The sequence below is a fragment of the Frigoribacterium sp. UYMn621 genome (assembly GCF_040549525.1).
GTDB lineage: Bacteria > Actinomycetota > Actinomycetes > Actinomycetales > Microbacteriaceae > Lacisediminihabitans.
Genome location: NZ_JBEPTM010000004.1, coordinates 63,599 through 80,140, shown reverse-complemented (window position 1 = coordinate 80,140; position 16,542 = coordinate 63,599). Strand labels below are relative to the sequence as shown.

At 65.3% G+C, this 16,542-nt stretch carries 12 protein-coding genes; 6 read left to right on the top strand and 6 right to left on the bottom strand.

The window, feature by feature from the left end; all coding sequences use genetic code 11:
* Positions 1-9: 9 nt before the first annotated feature.
* Positions 10-2,697, top strand: a complete 2,688-nt coding sequence (locus ABIB54_RS08715; protein ID WP_354575134.1) for a cation-translocating P-type ATPase — start codon at positions 10-12, stop codon at positions 2,695-2,697.
* Between the two features lie 120 nt (positions 2,698-2,817).
* Positions 2,818-3,219, top strand: a complete 402-nt coding sequence (locus tag ABIB54_RS08710; protein ID WP_354575133.1) for a type II toxin-antitoxin system VapC family toxin — start codon at positions 2,818-2,820, stop codon at positions 3,217-3,219.
* 43 nt (positions 3,220-3,262) lie between these two features.
* Here the strand turns inward: ABIB54_RS08710 and ABIB54_RS08705 are convergent, their stop codons facing one another.
* Complete coding sequence (locus ABIB54_RS08705; protein ID WP_354575132.1) at positions 3,263-3,436, bottom strand: hypothetical protein; 174 nt, start codon at positions 3,434-3,436, stop codon at positions 3,263-3,265.
* A gap of 227 nt (positions 3,437-3,663) precedes the next feature.
* On the opposite strand from ABIB54_RS08705, the gene ABIB54_RS08700 reads away from it, so the two are divergent.
* Entirely contained in the window at positions 3,664-4,341 is a 678-nt protein-coding gene (locus tag ABIB54_RS08700) for a response regulator transcription factor (protein WP_354575131.1), read from the top strand.
* Positions 4,316-5,422, top strand: coding sequence for a sensor histidine kinase (locus tag ABIB54_RS08695; RefSeq protein WP_354575130.1), 1,107 nt, complete (start codon positions 4,316-4,318; stop codon positions 5,420-5,422). Before ABIB54_RS08700 ends, ABIB54_RS08695 begins: the two co-directional genes overlap by 26 nt.
* A 50-nt stretch (positions 5,423-5,472) precedes the next feature.
* Here the strand turns inward: ABIB54_RS08695 and ABIB54_RS08690 are convergent, their stop codons facing one another.
* The 3 genes from ABIB54_RS08690 to ABIB54_RS08680 all read right to left on the bottom strand — a co-directional run bounded on the left by ABIB54_RS08690 (position 5,473) and on the right by ABIB54_RS08680 (position 13,583).
* The gene (locus tag ABIB54_RS08690) at positions 5,473-7,182 is read right to left on the bottom strand and encodes a copper resistance CopC/CopD family protein (protein ID WP_354575129.1); all 1,710 of its coding nucleotides are present in this window, start codon (positions 7,180-7,182) and stop codon (positions 5,473-5,475) included.
* Between the two features lie 94 nt (positions 7,183-7,276).
* Positions 7,277-12,901: an Ig-like domain-containing protein gene (locus ABIB54_RS08685; protein ID WP_354575128.1), complete on the bottom strand. Its 5,625-nt coding sequence runs from the start codon at positions 12,899-12,901 to the stop codon at positions 7,277-7,279.
* A gap of 277 nt (positions 12,902-13,178) precedes the next feature.
* Positions 13,179-13,583 (bottom strand): tautomerase family protein, encoded by a 405-nt coding sequence (locus ABIB54_RS08680; protein ID WP_354575127.1) that lies wholly within the window; start codon positions 13,581-13,583, stop codon positions 13,179-13,181.
* A gap of 183 nt (positions 13,584-13,766) precedes the next feature.
* Here ABIB54_RS08680 and ABIB54_RS08675 point away from each other — a divergent pair, with 183 nt between their 5' ends.
* Positions 13,767-14,165 carry a hypothetical protein gene (locus ABIB54_RS08675; protein ID WP_354575126.1) on the top strand — a complete coding sequence of 133 codons (399 nt, stop codon included), beginning with the start codon at positions 13,767-13,769 and terminating at the stop codon, positions 14,163-14,165.
* A gap of 17 nt (positions 14,166-14,182) precedes the next feature.
* Here ABIB54_RS08675 and ABIB54_RS08670 read toward each other — a convergent pair whose 3' ends face one another.
* Both ABIB54_RS08670 and ABIB54_RS08665 read right to left on the bottom strand, forming a co-directional pair.
* The gene (locus tag ABIB54_RS08670) at positions 14,183-14,365 is read right to left on the bottom strand and encodes a hypothetical protein (protein WP_354575125.1); all 183 of its coding nucleotides are present in this window, start codon (positions 14,363-14,365) and stop codon (positions 14,183-14,185) included.
* 85 nt (positions 14,366-14,450) lie between these two features.
* Positions 14,451-15,128, bottom strand: coding sequence for a DUF1294 domain-containing protein (locus tag ABIB54_RS08665; RefSeq protein WP_354575124.1), 678 nt, complete (start codon positions 15,126-15,128; stop codon positions 14,451-14,453).
* A 207-nt stretch (positions 15,129-15,335) separates the two neighbouring features.
* Between ABIB54_RS08665 and ABIB54_RS08660 the strand changes: the two genes are divergently transcribed.
* Positions 15,336-16,511 (top strand): ROK family transcriptional regulator, encoded by a 1,176-nt coding sequence (locus ABIB54_RS08660; RefSeq protein WP_354575123.1) that lies wholly within the window; start codon positions 15,336-15,338, stop codon positions 16,509-16,511.
* The last annotated feature ends 31 nt before the right edge of the window (positions 16,512-16,542 follow it).

Sequence of the window (16,542 nt, the reverse complement as noted above, 5' to 3'; positions counted from 1 at the left end):
CTGACACACATGAGCGCTCGGTCGATCAATTCGTCCGACGTCGTGCGCACGCCGACAACTTGGCACAGTCTTAGCGTCGACGCGGCATTTGCGGAGTTGTCGTCGACACCGCGTGGTTTGAGTTCTGCCGAGGCTTCCCGGCGGTTGGCCGACGCCGGCCCGAACGAGTTGACCTTCGCGGGCTCAACTCCTCGGTGGCGCGTGCTTCTGCGCCAGTTTGCTAGCCCTCTGATCGCCATCCTGCTGGTCGCGGCACTGATCACGCTCGTGCAGCGGCACTGGGTCGACTCCGGGGCCATCTTCCTGATCCTCGCGATCAACGCGTCGTTGGGCTTCGTTCAGGAGCGCAAGGCGGAAGCCGATGTCCAGGCACTCAAATCGATGTCCACACCGTCCTGCAGAGTACTGCGTGACGACAGGGAACTGATCATCCCTGGGCGTGATGTCGTTCCAGGGGATCTCGTGCTGCTGGAGAGCGGAGAGCGGGTCCCCGCCGATCTTCGGCTCGTCGAAGCCAACAGTCTCCAGTTGGATGAGTCGATGTTGACCGGCGAGACGTTCGCCGCGACCAAACACATCGAACCCCTCGCAGTCGACGTCGGCGATACCGACAAGTCGAACATTGCCTTCAGCGGCACATTCGTCGCTAATGGCCGCGGGAAAGGCCTCGTCGTCGCGACCGCGGCAGGAACGGCGCTGGGGGAAATCAACGCCCTGATCCAGGAACCGCCGGGAAAGACGCCCCTGCAACTGCTGACCCACAGTCTCGAGCGGCGGATCGGCCTGATCATTCTCGTTACCGTGGTGTTTATCTTCATCGCGGGGCTCGTTCTCGGTCACGATGCGTCGCTCATGTTCCGCACGGCTGTCGGGCTTGCGGTGGCCACCATTCCCGAGTCCCTGCCCATCGTCCTCACCGTCGCGCTGAGTCTGGGCGTCTCGCGGATGGCGAGACGCAATGCCATTATCCGCACCCTGCCCGCCGTCGAGACGCTCGGGTCGACCAACGTCATCGGCTCCGACAAGACCGGGACGCTCACCCAGAACCGCTTAACCGTGGAGAGAATCTGGACTACCGCAGGCCTCCTCGACCTGTCTGCCACGAACGAAGAGGCCGGGATGGTCAAGCTGGCGCTCGTACGGGCCGTGCTGCGGGCGGGTGCATTGACCAACGAGGCGACCCTCTCCGCCGAGCAAGGCGCCGAATATTCCGGTGACGCCGTCGACGCCGCCATGGCGAAGATCGCCGTGGCGCGGGGTGCAATCACAGAACAGGACCGCACAGCCGACCCGCTCGCCCACCAGCCGTATGAACCTCACCTGAGGTATTCGCAGACTGTCCACGCCGATTCCCATGGGCGTCGCACCCTGTATGTCAAAGGGTCTCCGGAAGCGCTGCTGGACGCTGCCGTGGCGGTGGCGCATCCGGATGGCACGCGTACTCTCGACCATTCTCAGGTCCATGCGGCCAACGAGGAGATGGGCAGGGAGGGGCTGCGGGTCATCGCCACCGGCTCCCGAGCCGTCGCCGACGACGAAAAACTCGGCCACCCGTTGCCCGCGCCATCAGGCCTCACCTTCCTCGGCATGGAAGGGATGACCGATCCGCCTCGCGAGGGAGTGGCCGAGGCCATCGAGAAGTGCCGGCGGGCCGGGATTTCGGTGATGATGATCACCGGCGACCACCCCGTGACCGCGATGGCCATCGCCGGCAGGCTCGGGATGTCGACTCGCAGGCCCGCCCTGACCGGCGCCGAGATGGCGACCCTGGACGACCGCATGCTCGCCGCGCGTCTCGAAGAGACCAGTGTGGCTGCCCGGGTCTCTCCGCAGGACAAGCTGAGGATTGTCCACGCGCTGCAGAGCGTCGGCAAGATCGTCGCCGTCACGGGCGACGGCGTCAACGACGCCCCGGCTCTGAAGGCGGCGACCATTGGCATCGCGATGGGAAGGTCGGGTACAGATGTGGCCCGGGAGGCCGCGGATGTGATTCTGACTGACGACAACTTCGTCACCATCGTGCACGCGGTTGAGGAAGGCAGAGTCACCTTCGCCGCCATCAGGAAGACCACCTACTTTTTGCTCTCAACCGGCGCTGCTGCACTGGTGGCGGTGACCCTGAGCGTGTTCGCCGGCACTCCGTTACTGTTCTTGCCGGTCCAGATGTTGTGGATGAACGTGGTCACCAACGGTGTCCAAGACATCGCCCTAGCCTTCGAACCGGCTGAGGGCGACGAACTCATCCGGCTGCCACGGCCTCCTTCCGAGGGCCTCCTCTCGCGAACGCTCTGGTTCCGAGCCGGGATCACGGGAGCGTGGATGGCCCTGGCTGTGCTCTTGAGCTTCATCATGGACCTGAGGGTCGGCTTCCCCGAAACGCACGCGCGAACCCTCGCTCTGACAATGTTCGTGATGCTCAGCTTCTTCCAGGTCTTCAGTTCCCGGGCGGAGAACAAGTCCCTCTTCCAACTCCGACTGCTCACCAACAAGCCGCTCCTGTACACGTCCCTTGGCGCCCTCGCGCTTCACTGGGCCGTCATGACTTGGCCGTTCTCCGCCAGACTGTTGGGGCTCACGCCACTGAATTTCTGGGAATGGCTGGTGTGTATTGCCGTGGGTTCCACAGTGCTGATCATCGTCGAGGCGGAGAAGGCCGTGCGACGCTGGTCGCACCGGCACGACGAAAACGCGCCATGAGACACCTGTCTCGCGGATGCCGCTGACGATGTGATTGACACAATCGCGAGCACGGGACAACCCTCCCCATACCGGCTCGACTCGTTGCCCACCGCGAACAGACGCGGCTAGGGTGCCAGCATGTCTCGGTACGCCATCGATGCCCCCACCCTCCTGCACCTCGTCGCAGTCGACATTCCGGTCAGTCGGCAGCACCAACTGGTCGCTCCCACGGTGATCCGCTCCCAGGCTCTGGCTCTGCTCCTCACCGCGGTGCGAAGCGGCGAACTGGACGAGGATGTTGCTCTGCGCCACCAGGACCGCATGACCGAGTTGACGATGCGCCTTCTCGGCGACCGCGTGTCGCGTCGTACCGCCCGGCGGATCGCCCGCGAGCACGACTGGGACTCGACCTACGATGCCGAATACCTCGCTGTTGCGAATTTCCAGGCCGATGCGCTCGTATCGGTGGACCCGAGGATGAGAGCGAAAGCCGAAGGGATCGTGCCGTTAGCGTCGCTCGAGGCCCTCACCATCGACTGACCGCAGGGAATCCCCCGGCTTCGCCGAACAGCGACCGTTGCGATCAGTCGCGCAGCGTGTCGATCTTGTCCAGAGGAACGTAAAACGTGACCTCGCCGGTGGCGGTGTCGACCCGTGCCTTGAGATCGATCTTCTGCTTCACGCGATGCCCGTGTGACACGGCGACGGCATAGGAGGAGGCAGCATAAACGTCACAGTCTTCGATGAACTCAGCCATGCTCCGAGCCTATCCAATGCGCTCAGGAAGGCTCGTTTTCACGATGGTGACATGTGCCCCTTTTGGGGGCCAGTGCAGTCCCCCATTAGGGGGACCAATCCGGTATATTTCTGACATCTCCCAGATAACCCGACTCTGGGGCGCAGAAGAACTGAACTGCTGTGATCTGCTCACCCAGTGGCGTCCCCGCCGCTTCCCAAAATGCTCGGGTGGAGACGGATGCCGCTGTGAATCGCATCGTCGTGGTCGAGGATGAGCCCGTGTTGGCCCGCCTCCTCGAACGAATCCTCGGTGGGTCCGATTACTCGGTCACCGTTGTCGGCACGGTCGCGGGTGCACTTGCCGCGATCCGCGCCGTCGACCCGGAGCTGATAGTCCTCGACCTCATCCTTCCGGATGGACGAGGCGAGGACGTCCTCGCCGAAGTCATGCGATTCCGCCCGTCGAGTCGGATCCTCGTGCTGTCGTCGATGACCCAGATTGAGACGAGGGTGGGTGTCCTGGAAGGTGGTGCGGTTGATTTTCTGGCCAAACCGTTCGACAACGCCGAGCTGTTGGCCCGGGTCAGCACCCGCATCCGAACCCCGGTATTGACGCAGGCGTCGATCGCGAGGGCCACTCGGTACCTACGCAGCGCGGGCATCGAGATCGATGTGCTGCAACGGGAACTGATTGTCGACGGTCGCCGCATCCCTTTGACGCAGCGAGAGTTCGTGCTGCTGTCCTTCCTCCTCCAGCGAGCGCCCGAGCCGTGTACCAGAGCCGAGCTGCTCGAGCGTGTATGGGGAACGAAATTCGACACCGGCACGAACGTCATCGACGTGTGCGTGCGCCGGCTTCGATGGAAACTGTCCAACGACAAGATTGAAACGGTGCGCAATGTCGGGTATCGGATTTCGGCTTAAGGTTCTCCTCGCAGCCGCGTGGGCCGTCTTCGCGGGGGTGAATTGCTACCTCACGTTCGCGCTGCCCGGCAACGAGACGATCCCGTATCACCTCGTTTGGGCCAGTTTTGCGCTGATCTACGGGCTGTGCCCGTGGCCGCGGCGCGCGACCCGGGTCGTGTTCGCCATCATCTCGGCGGTGACCGGGATCGCGCTCGTCCGTCATGCGATGGCCGGGATCATCAGATGGGAAGAATGCACCGAGACCATCCTGATGGGCGCCATTTTGGCGCTTCTCATGTGGCATGTGAACCGGCAATGGGCAGCGCAGGAAGGGCTGCGGGCGTTGCAGGAGGCCGACCGACACCGCAGTGAACAGCGCGAGACGGCCGCCCGGTTCGGTTCACACGAGGTACGCACCCGCCTGACCATCGCCAGGGGCTATGCGCAACTCATCGCCGACCAGTCGGCCGAACCGATCGTGCGGGAGGATGCCCAGCTGGTGGTGGCGGAACTCGTCAAAGCCTCGGCCTTGGCGACCAACCTGCTCACCCTGGTGCGGGTCGTGGAGCCGTCGGCCACGAAGGCGGTGGATGTGGACCGAATGCTGGCCGACGTCCTGCGCCGGTGGTCGGTCGCTGCCGACCGGAACTGGAGTTCCCAGAGTGCTGTCGGGGTGGTGCAGGGCGATAACGAGCGACTCGAAGCTGTGCTGGACTGCCTCCTTGAGAACGCGGTCAAGTTCACCAGCACGGGAGACACGATCGCAATGACGGCGGATGCTTCGGACCGCTCGCTGGTACTGACAGTCCGGGATACCGGCGCGGGTATTCCCGTGGGAGACATCGACTCGGTATTCGAGATCTTCAGGACGGCATCGACCGCGGGCGAGCGGGCCGGCAGCGGGCTGGGACTCGCCATCGTCAAAGCGGCCACCGAAGCCCGCGGCGGCACCGTTTCGGTTGACAGCTCGCTGGGTCGCGGCACGACATTCACGCTTCGACTCCCCCTAGCGGAGTCGCCTGCTCTCCCCCTCGGAGAGCCCGCCTTCGACACGGCCGACCGCGATCCCCGGGGTGAATTCGTCGACGTCCTCGGCTGACGCGACGAACACCTCCCTGTGACCCGCCCCCGCAGCCCGACCGGTGTGTGTCAGCGCACCACGACCACATCGATGACGGCCGCAGGCCGCTCCAACTCGTTCACCCGGACAGCGGCGGTGATCTTCCACTGCCCGGCAGCGGGCAGCACGACCACGGCCCGGTAGCTGCCCGGTCTTTTGCCTGGTTCGACTGTCGCTGGCAGCGGCCCGAGACTCTGGGTCGGCTCGGACACACTCACCTCCGGCAGATCGATCGGCGCTATGGGAGCACCACCAGCATCGGTGAGGTCGAACACGATGACATTGATCCCGGGCTTGCCTGGGCCGAACCGGCCGGTCACATGGCCGGTGCCGAGGTCTGCCGCCACAGGAATCCCCGCCGATGTCAGCACGTCGGTCGCGGCCGATACCGGCGCGGCCGCCACGTCGGTCGCCCGCGGGTTCTGCAGCGTCAGGGCAGTGGCGAGCCCCACGACCAGCACCAGCCCCAGCAGCTCGAGCCGGATCGTCACTGCCAGCCGGCGCCAGGCCCTCCCCGTGATTCTCTCTCGCGCCAGGCGAGGGACGAGACCGAACCGGTTCCACGCCGCAAGAAAACCGATCACCACCACGACACCGATCTTTATCAGCAGCAACCGGCCATAGGCGGTGCCGACGAGAGCCGGAACAGAGCCGACGATCACCACGGCCAGGACGGCACCAGTAATACCCAGCAACACGACGAGGCCACCGGCCAGCGTAGAGAACCGGCCCAGTACGAGCGCGGCTTCCGCAGGGTCGCCGTCCCGGCGTCGAGCACGGGCGAGATGCACAATCAACGCCACGAGACCGCCCAGCCACACTGCCGCGGTCGCGGCATGGATGATGTCGGCGGTCATCACCAGCCAGAGGGGTTCGAATGTGCGGGTGTGGCCCACAGGCAGCACCGAGGCGAGCGCGGCCGCTGCCCCCGCCATCCCTGCCCAGAAGGCCGCCCGGCGGGGCAGTCGCCTTCGGAGCAGCATCAGCACGACCCCCGAGGCTGCGAGGACCAGGACGACCGCGGCGCCCCCGGACCACCCGGTGGTGACGACCGCCGGATCGAGAAGCGAACCCAGGCTCAAGCCCCGCTCCCGAACGGAGGTGAGGGGCACGAGGATCAGGTACGCGCTGAGGGCGACAATCGCGGCCAGACGGGGCAACCGACGTCCCGGCGCGATGGTGCGGGCGACCCAGAGGTCGAAAACCGTGAGACCGGCAAGGCAGAAGAGGCCCAGATAGCCGAGAGCGGTGAGCACGCCATAGAGGATATCCACCGGTCGGGTGTCCCGCTCGACGACCGTCGGGACCGATGCGTCGGCATGACCCACAGCGAACGACAGCACGCCGGACTCTGGGTGCGAGTCGTCGGAGATCACTCGCCAGCCCAGCACATAGCTTCCCTCGGCCAGGCCCTTCGGCAGTGTCACCCGCACTGTCGCATCCACAGCCTCGGCAGGAACCGTACGGTGGCCAGCGCCACCGCCGTAGAGCTGGAAGCCGTCGGGAACAAGAAATACGGGCTCATCGAACACGAATTCCACTGAGCTCGGTGCGTGGGCGAGAACCGCACCGTCAGCCGGCGTCGTGGTCAATAATTCGGCGTGCGCCCAGGCAGGGGACGAAGGCAGAATCAGCACGAGAGTCACAGCTGCCACGAGCAGGCCGAGCAGCCGACGGACCAGCCGTCCCCGTGCTCGGCGTTGCTCCACCCGCGCTGCGCGGGAACCCATTCCGGACATGATCCCCTCCTAGTCCGCCGTAACGGTGCGGCCGTGTGCCGGGCACACCGCCGCCGGTCCCGACTTCCGGGCGGCGGTGTGCGGTTGGGAGGCGCTAGTTGCCCGTCGTGAAATTCCAGGTCACGGGAGCCAGTGGGTTGCCAGCGGTGTCCTTTATTCCGCTGCTGAGGGTGACGGTGTACTGCGTGTTGGCCAGCAGTGTGCCGGTCGGGTTGAGCGTTGCCACCCTGGTGGTGCCGGAGTAGCTGACCACTGAGGCGAAGGCGGCACCATTGGACGTCCGCTTTATGGTGAAGTTGCCACTCGCCGCAGCCGTGGTCGGCAGTCCGGTGACCGCCTCGCTGAAGGTCGCGGTGATGTTCGCCGTCCGGCTGACCCTGGTGGCATTGACCGCGGGGGTGCGGGCGATGACGACCGGGGCGGGACCCGTGATGAAGGTCCACGTCTTGGCGGTGAGCTGGTTGCCTGCCACATCCTTGACCGCGTTGGCCAGGGAGAGGGTGTAGGTACGATCAGCCAACAACGGGGCATCCGGGGTCAGAGTCGCGACCCGCGAAGTGGCGTTGTAGGTCACCTTCGAGGCCACGGTCGCCGTTCCCAGCTTCAGGGTGAAATTGGTCGTGCTGGCGGCCGTGGTGGGTAGGCCTGTGACGGCCTCGCTGAACGTTGCACTCAACGGAGTCCGCACTGTGGCTGTCCCCAGCCCGACTCCGGTGGCTCCGGCGGTGGGATTGGTGGTGGTGACCGTCGGCCTGGGGCCGGTGATGAAACCCCAGCTCGTGGCGGCTACCGAGCCGCCCGACACACTCTTGATGGCCGTGGTCAACGAGAGGGTGTAGGGCTTGTCTGCGGCGAGTGCCGTCGTCGGGACGAGGGTGGCCGTCTGCGTCGTCGTGTCGTAGGTCACCGTGGCCGGAATGGCCGTGGTGCCCTGCTTCAGCGTGAAGGTGGTGTTGCTGATGCCGGTGACCGCTTCGTTGAACGTCGCGGAGGGCCGGACTTTCGTCGACACCCCGGTCTCCCCGGACAGGGGGGACGTGGCGGTCACCTTCGGCGTTGTGGATGCGGTGAGCATCGGTGCGGACACCGTGTTGCCGGCCGCGTTCCAGGCGATCACCCGGTAGGCGTACTGCCCGGTCCCCGCTGTCACGTCGCTGTACACGGTGACGTTCGCCAGTGTGGTTGCGATCTGGGCGTAAGTGCCGACCGTGCCATTGACCAACGGGGCGCGCTCGACCTTGTAGCCGATCTCGTTCTTCGCGTTGCCCCAGGTGGTGGGATCGGTGGCCGACACCGGAGTCGGATCGGTCCAACTCAACAGCACGTCACTTGTGGGCCGAGTGAAGCTCACCACCGACGCGTCGGGCAGCGTCCGAGCGGCACTGACCGAGATCGGCCGCATCATGTCCATCTCCTCGTGGCTGAGGATGTGGCAGTGCCACACGTATTCCCAGCCGAAGTTGGTCATGTCGTTGCTGATCGGGTTGATCGGATCACCGTTCGTATCGGTGTTGTTGAACCCGGCTTCCGACCCATTGGGTCCGGTTGTCGAGCCCTTGGCGCCAAGCGGCATCATCGGGTTGAGCGGCCGCACGCTGTCGGGGATCGCGAACGGAAGCTTCGGAAGGATGGGCCGGACCGCCACGATCGTGTCTTCGAGCGGACTGACCCGCACGGTATCCTTCCAACCGAGCTCTGTCGGGTCGGGCGGGATGATGATGTTGTCCCAGGTGACCCTGTTTATCACCTGCACATCGTTGAGATGGAAATGCAGCGGGTGGGTATCCACGCCATTGTGCGTGATCTTCCAGATCTGCGTTCCATCGGCGTTGGTGGAGATAGGAGTCACGTTGAGGCTGTTCGTCCCCTTGGTGCCGTCCAGCTTCTCCGTCGCGGGGTTGACGTACGGGTAGAGGATAATGTTCTGTAAGAGCGGTGTTGCGCCCGGTGCCTCCAACCCGATGTTGCCGCTCATCCGTCCCCACTCGTCGAAGTTCGCCGAGTTCATCTCGTCGTGCACGGCCTTGCCCTCAATGGGAACACTGAGTTGTGGGCCTGCGAGGGTGTCGAACTTGAACTGGTCTCCACCCTGCTCGGCGATCCGTGCGAAGCCGTCGCACTTGGCGGCAGGGTTGGTGGGCGAGTTGCAGTATCCGCTACCGACGAAGCTCTTTCCGTAGGCCTGGTTGTACGCGGCCTGGCCGACCACGATCGGGTTCTGGCTCGACTCGAAGACCCCGGCAGGATTGCCGGCAGCGTCCGTGTGGTGATCGAACGCCGCCATCAGCTTGCCCATCTGGTCGGCCGTGGTGTTCGGCCGGTCGAAGGCCAGCGCCGGAGCAGTGTTGGAGACCTTCACCTGCATCACAGTGCGGGTGTCCGGCCCGTAGCCGGGAAGGGTGGTCGGGGCTCCACCGGGAGACAGGTCCGGACCGCCAGCTCGGTAGTCGTATCCGGCGATACGTCCCGGGAAGGCGGCAGGAGCGTCGTTGTAGAGGATCAGCGTCTTGCCCTTGTAGGCGGAGAAGTCAACCACAACATCGGCCCGCTCGGCCGGGGCCAGAAGCAACGAGTGCTGGTCGACATTGCCCACGTCGAATCGCGTGGGGTCGGTGATCCAGGTGGTCTCGTGGGCAGGCACCACGACGGGGGTGGGCAGGAAGCCACCCTCGTTGCCGATCTGGATCCAGTCCGGACCCTTCGGGCTCTTGGCAGTGTCCGGAGTCGGCGAGATGGATGTATCGGTCAGTGCCGCCTGGACCTCGCTCGCTTTCAGCGCCACCTCCGTGCCGGTGGCGGGATCGGCGACATACCACGACAGGTTCCAGAACCTGTCGTCGGAGCCGTTGAGGATCCGGAACCGGTAAGACTTCGGATCCATCGTCGTCGTCGGGTAGGCGGTGCCGTTCACGACTGGCGTGTCGTGGAAGGCTTCCATGCCCACCGAGTTGTTGGGTGTCGACGGGATCAGGGCGGGCTCGCAGAAGTCAGCCACATTCGGGTCGCAGGTGGGGTCGTAGTAGGGGTTCGCCATGGGCGGGTACTTGGCGTCTTTAGCCGGCGGCCAGAACCACGGACCGTAGAACCAGCGACCGAACGAACTCATCCCGCTGGGGTCACCGGGGTTCTGGGCGGGCATGTAGACGTGTGGCTGCCACAGGTTGCCCTCACCGCCCCACTTCTTCGCATCCCAGGTCGGGTCGAGCTGTGCCATCCGCTTCGTGTTCGGCACGAAGGTCTTGTCTTGGATGGTGAGCGAGGTGCCCATGCCGAGTCCCTCGAGAGCGCCACCGGGAGCCATCAGTTTCTGCTCGGTGTCGTCGGTGATCATGTATCCGGCTTCTTCACCGGCGTAGACGTTGAGCCGGGTGATTCCCCACGAGTGGTCGTGGTAGAACATCATCCGCGCGCTCTGCTGGTTGGTGTAGAAGAAGGTCTCAGCACCGGGGCCGGGATCGGGCATATCCGGCACGTTGCTTACGCTGACACCCTTCGGGTACGCAGTATTCTCCCCGGTCGGGGTGACCCACTGGTGCGGTGTGCCGTCGCTGATCCACGGGGTGATGCCGCCGTGGAGGTGAAGGGTGGCGCGGTTCTCCGAATAGCAGGTGGTCGGCTTCGGTGTCTGCCCGCACATCGGGTTGCGCACGCCGTCGAGCACGCTCTTCTCGTCCTTCGCCATGTCCACGGGGATCTTGGTGGTGGGGTCGAGCATCATCATGTCGGGACCTGCACCCGCACCCATCACCGAGGTGTCGACGGGGAGGAACAGGTCACCCGCCACACCGGTGGGCAGAAGGTTGCGGAACAGGACCCTGACAGGCTTGTTCTTCGTGGCGATGATCGTCGGTCCGAGGTAGTGCGGCTTGTCCACCCCGGTGAAACTGATCGGGCTGTCGGGCACTGCCGGGTCCAGGTTCGCGTTGCCGAGGGGGACTCTCTTGCCCGGTACGACACTGGTGGAGAGCTGCACATAGCCGCGCAACAGAGTGGCAGGCAGGTCACGGTGGAACTTCATCCGATACTGCACGACCGCGATCTCGTAGTAGTCAGTGCCGGGGTAGGTGGTGGTGTCGGGAACCGCGATCGGGATGTACTGGCCCAGATCGTTCGCGTTGGCCTCCCCCTCTCCCGGCAGGGTGTCGACGAACTTCTTGATCCCAGGGGTGAGATAGCCCGCCCCGGGAGTGGTGACCACAATGTCGGTGACCGAGCCCTTGACCGCCACCTTGGCGGTGGCGCTGGCACCCTTGTCTGCCGTGCCCACCGTGTCGGCGATCGTCACGGTCGGTGCCGAATCGTAGCCGGCTCCCCCGTCGGTGACATCGATGCGGGTGACACCGATAGTGGCCTCGACTTTGGCTTCACGCTCGGGAGCAGTCTTGCTGGCATCGGTGATGGTGACGGTCGGAGCAGACGTATACCCGCTACCGGCGTTCGCGATGTCCACACCGGTGACCACACCGCTGGCATCCATCGTCGCGCTGGCGGTGGCCTGCACGCCGTCGGCAAGATCGGGCTTGGACACCGTGACCAGCGGCTGGGCCTGATACCCCTTGCCGCCGTCGGTGAGCTTGAGATTGTCGACAGTCCCGCTCGCCAGCGCGTGGGCCTCAGCGCCAGCGGTGGGGTTGCCGCCCGTTAGGGTCGCGGCAGGCGCGGTGAACCCGTACCCGGTCTCGTTGACATCGATGCTGGTGATCACACCGGTGGCGATTCTGGCGACGGCCTTCGCCACCGTGGTTGGGATGACCCCGGCTGTGGTGATCTCGACCGTTGGCGGGATCGCATAACCGGAACCCGGGCTGGTGACCGTGACCCCGGAGATGGCGCCCGTCTTCGGGTCGACCGAAGCCGTGGCTTCAGCGCCCGTGCCGGGGTCGGTGATCGTCGGCGTGACGTCGGCCGCGAAGGAATAGGTGCGGTCGTGGGAGAAGTCGGGGTAGTTCGAGACCCCGAGCGCGATTGTGCTGTCCTTGGCCGGAGCGAGGTTGGTGGCCAGCGTCGGGTCACCGCTCGCCGGTGTACTCAGAGTGTCGGCGTTGGCGAGGACCTCGGTATCCACCGGGACTCCCTGGCCGTAGAAGCCGATCACGTCGTTCTTGCGCACCGCCACGCCGGGCACGGAATAGGTTGCGACCTCCCCGGTGCTCACTGTCGGCACCGGTACCTTCAGCTCGTCACTGACATAGACGACGGTGTACTCTCCCGCGGTACCGGTGGGTCGCAGCACCAGGGCGTGAAAGAGGTTGCCGGCGGAGGTTGTCGGGCTCCCTCCCGCGTTGCCCTGGTTCCAGCTCTGGAAGTCGTTGAGGGTGCCGTCCGGCAGTGTGGAATGGTCGAGCACCACCAGCACCGGCCCCAACTCCCCGGTCGGCTTCGCGTAGTCGGTCGCGTACTTGCGCTCGGTCAGCGGGTTGCCGTAAAGCACCGGAGTCGGGGTGCCGATGCCGATCTTCACCATGGCGTCCGCCAGGGTCTGCGGGCTGTTCGCCCAGTTGGGGTACGGGCCGAAGTAGTGGGGCACCTTCGTCACATCGGTGGCGCTCGTCGGGACAGCGGCCGCAGCCACATCGGGTCGAAAGAGCGTCTTCATCCCCGCCCAGGGGCCGAACCCGCTGATCACCATAGCCAGCGCCACGATGAGCGCGATGACGGACCGCCGTGGCGAACGGCGCTTCGAGCCCAGATGAAAGGATGTGCCGGCAAATGGTTGCATGATATTCCCCTGACAATCGGAGCGCGGGGGTGCTGACTCCTAGTGATGAGGGTGCACGCCCGAGGTCTGAGGCGGGCCATTTATGACACAAGTGTCATTTAGTCGGATACGCCTCGCCTGCCGCGTCGGTACGGACGCGACGGCTTCCCCGCCCCAGCGTCGAAGGCGGCGGTGCGAGTGTGCGCAGGGGTCGCTGGTGCGCCCCTTCCGCACAGTCACGTTCGCCTCCCTCCGTCCGTCGCAGGCGAACGGCAGCAGAAGCCGATCCGGCCCGCGGTTAGCTCCCCGGGAGCTCGACCTCGCCGGTCAGATATTGGGCGCGACCGAACCCGAACGACCAGTCCGCAGGCGAATTCTCCACGAAACCGATGACGAGATCCGAACCGGCGACACCGACGGCGTCCAGGTTGCGCGCGAGTGCGGCGAAGAATTGCTGCTTCGCCTCATCCGTGCGTCCGGCCTGGGTGAAGATCTGGATGATCACGAGAAGTTCTGAACGCTCGATGCCGAGCCCGACGTCCAGAGCCACAAGCATGCCCGGCGCATGCTCGGTGACGATCTGGAAGCGGTCGCGTTCTGGCAGCCCGTACACGTCTACGAGAGTCGCCTGAATGGAATTGCCGATGGCGTGCAGTTGATCCCGATCGCGTCCGGCGACGAGATCGATTCGAACGAGGGGCATGATGGTTCCGATCCGATAGTCCTCATCACCTTCTACACCAGGAATCTGGAGATTGCGGTGTGGGGTCCACCGTCGGCCGCTGCGGGCTCGCCCGGCGGGCCACGACGACCGAAGACCCCGAAACGTTGGGTCGCGTGTCGGCATTCGCGCCGCTAGCGTTGCGATTGTGGAAGGGTCGCAGCGATGTCCGCCACCAACTCCTGCACCGCGGTCGTGCTGGCCGGCGCGGTCGTGATGCTGGCGGGATGCAGCATCCGCTCGTTCGCACCGCCAGAGTTCACCGACCGGTCGCCACTCGTCTCGTGCGGCGAAATCGTGCTCGCGCAGGGCGAGACGGTGCCGCCCGGCGCGATCGCATGCATGGAGGAGGCCGCCGGTCGGGGTGGCGCAGAGCTTTCGGTGTCGTCCCTGACGACCGAGGGAGATGCCATCGTTTCGTATTTCCGGGTGGGCCCGCAGATCGACGGAATCGACCTTTTCGTGGACGCCACGGCGGATTCGTTCGGGCCGCGCACCTGGACCCACGAACGCTGCACAGGGGACGCGACGATCAGCGAATACGGCTACTGCACCGCCCGGTGAGAGGCGATCGATCGCTGTCAGGAGGTTCGCTCGTCGAGCTCCTGGATCGCCTCGACTGCGGCGCCGAGCACGGCATCCACCTCGTTGATCTTGCGATTGAGAGTGTTCGGTCCGGCTTGGTAGAGCTCACCGGCCTGGTCGACGACAGCCTGGAGCTTGTCGCCGACGCTGGTGCCCTGCTTCTCTTCGTTGATCGTCATGAGTGAACCGTCCTGAGAAAAGAAAAAGTGAGGTGAGACCGCTGTAGTCGAGAGAATATTACCCGCCCCGCCTGCGGGATTGGTACTAGAAAGTGCCGTGCAACCGCTCCGAGAGCACCACGCTGAAGGTCACGAAAGCGAGCACGTTCAGAACCACGGTGCCCCAGAACGCCGAACGAAAGCCACGCTTGCGCGTCTTGTGACGAAAGACCTGCTGCCCCGCGATTGCACCGGGCCAGCCCCCGATGATGCCCAGCGCGAGAAGCGAACTCTCAGAGATGCGCCACCCGCCGCTCGTCGCGGCCCTCTTGTCGACCGCGTACACGATGAAGGAGAGGATGCTGGTGAGGAGGTAGACGCCCAGAACCCAGGGTGGCATGGGCCACTGAACACTCACAAAGACGTAGACCAGGAGGAATCCGACGTTCGCCAGATAGTCGAAGGATGCTGGTCTCCTGCCGGCGAGGATCCGCTGGATCAGGGTGCGCCGGGGTGGCGCGGACGGCTCCGGTGCGGGGATCGCGGACTGCGCAATCCGCTCTCCGGTGACCCGGCGCGCGACCGAGCGCCCGTCAGCGGCGGTCTCGATCTCGAAGCTGAGGGCGTCGCCGAGCACGGGACGCACCGCGGACCGGGGAAATGCCGAGATGTGCACGAATACGCGCCGGTCACCGACATCCGTCGTGAGAAAACCGAATCCGCGATCGTCATTCCACGAGGTGAGAGTGCCGGTGACGCGTGCTCCACCGCCACCGTCAGCCATTCATCGATGGTATCCGTGCCGGAGCTCCCGACTCGACTCGAATCGGCCGGAGCCGCAGTTGCACCCACCTCTGGCGGTGTGACGCAGCACTTCCCTCGCCCTGCTGACCACGAAATGATCGGGTCCCTCTTTACTGTTAGGAAACTTTACTGATACATTCGGCGCACTCGTGAATCCGTGAATTCGCACCGAACACCAGGAGCACCGATGTCGACAACAGTGCCGGGCACCCCGGCCTGGCTGCGCGAGACCAACGATCGCACTGCGCTCTCCCTGCTTCTTCAGCACGGATCGCTCACCCGCAACGGGATCGGGCAGCTCTCCGGCTTGTCGAAGCCCACCGCCTCGCAGATCGTCTCCCGCCTCGAGGCCGCCGGACTGATCCAGGTGGTCGGCGAGATATCGGGAGGCCGTGGCCCCAATGCCGTCACCTATGGCGTGCGGTCGGACCGGGTGCTCGGAGTCGCCGTCGACATCAACGAATCCGTGATCCGGTCGACGGTGGTGGATGCCACGGGCACCGAGCATCCGGTCGTCGAGACGCGGCTTCAGGGGGATGATGACCGCTCGGCCGTCGCCGACCTGCGCGGAGCGATCGAGGCCGCGAGTCTCGCCAGCGCGACGAGCGCTTCCACTGTGCGCCTGGTCTGCGTGGGGGTGCAGGGCTCGGTGAATCCGCGAACCGATGAGCTCTCGTTCATCGATACGCTCCCCGGCTGGCCGCGCACCGGGGTTCGTCGCCAGCTCGAGGAATTTCTGGGCCGCACCGTTCACATCGAGAACGACGTGAACCTCGCCGCGATCGCCGAGCGATCGGAAGGCGCGGGCGCGGGAGCATCCAGCTTCGCCCTGCTCTGGATGGACGACGGTCTCGGCCTCGCTGTCGACCTCGACGGCACGGTGCACCGCGGCAGCGCCGGGGGTGCCGGCGAGATCGGCTACCTCCCCGTGCCTCGCGTTGCCGCCGGCATCGATCCCGACGCCGCCGACCTTCAGGACCTCATCGGCGGCCCGGCGATCGTCGGGATCGCGAGACGCCACGGCGTCGAGGGAACGGATGCCCGCAGCATCGCCCTTGCCCTCACCGACCACCCGAACCGCAGTGCCGTCTTCGCCGAGATGGCCCCTCGGATCGCGCTCGGTGTCGTGCCGGTGCTCGCGATCCTCGATCCGGGGGTCGTCGTGATCGGCGGCCCGATCGGGATCGCCGGTGGCGACGAGCTCGCGACCCTCGTGCGGTCCGAGATCGAACGTGACCAGCCCTGGCGACCACGGATTCGCGGGTCGGCGGTGTCGGGCGATCCTGTGCTGCGCGGTGCCCGCCACACTCTCGTGCACCAGGTGCGCCAACGCCTGTCCGCCGAACTCGACACCCTGTCCTGACCCCCTCGCCCCACCAGAAAGGTCTCGAACC